The sequence below is a fragment of the Xenorhabdus bovienii genome (genome assembly GCF_024721015.1).
Classification (GTDB): Bacteria; Pseudomonadota; Gammaproteobacteria; order Enterobacterales; family Enterobacteriaceae; genus Xenorhabdus; species Xenorhabdus bovienii.
The window spans coordinates 1-250 of sequence record NZ_JANAIF010000464.1 but is presented as its reverse complement, the minus strand read 5'-3'; the positions used below and the strand labels follow the sequence as shown (position 1 = coordinate 250).

At 63.2% G+C, this 250-nt stretch carries 1 protein-coding gene; it reads right to left on the bottom strand.

The window, feature by feature from the left end:
* Window positions 1–250, bottom strand: a 250-nt coding sequence (locus NXS07_RS21415; protein ID WP_258087692.1) for an ABC transporter permease subunit, incomplete at both ends; no start/stop codon positions are given.

Here is a 250-nt window from a genome sequence, read left to right as displayed (position 1 = left end):
AGGTGGCCAAGAGCAGAGATCCGGCGATGCCGGGCAGGGCGGCGGGCATGACCACGCGGCGGATGGTTTCCGACTGTGTCGCACCCATGCCCAGCGAAGCGTCGCGCAGGGATTGGGGTACAGCGTTGATTACATCGTCTGAGAGTGAGGAAATCAGCGGCACGATCATGATCCCCATCACCAGTCCCGCTGCCAAGGCGCTTTCCGAGGCGACCTCGAACCCGAATTGCCCGCCGGTCATGCGGATGAA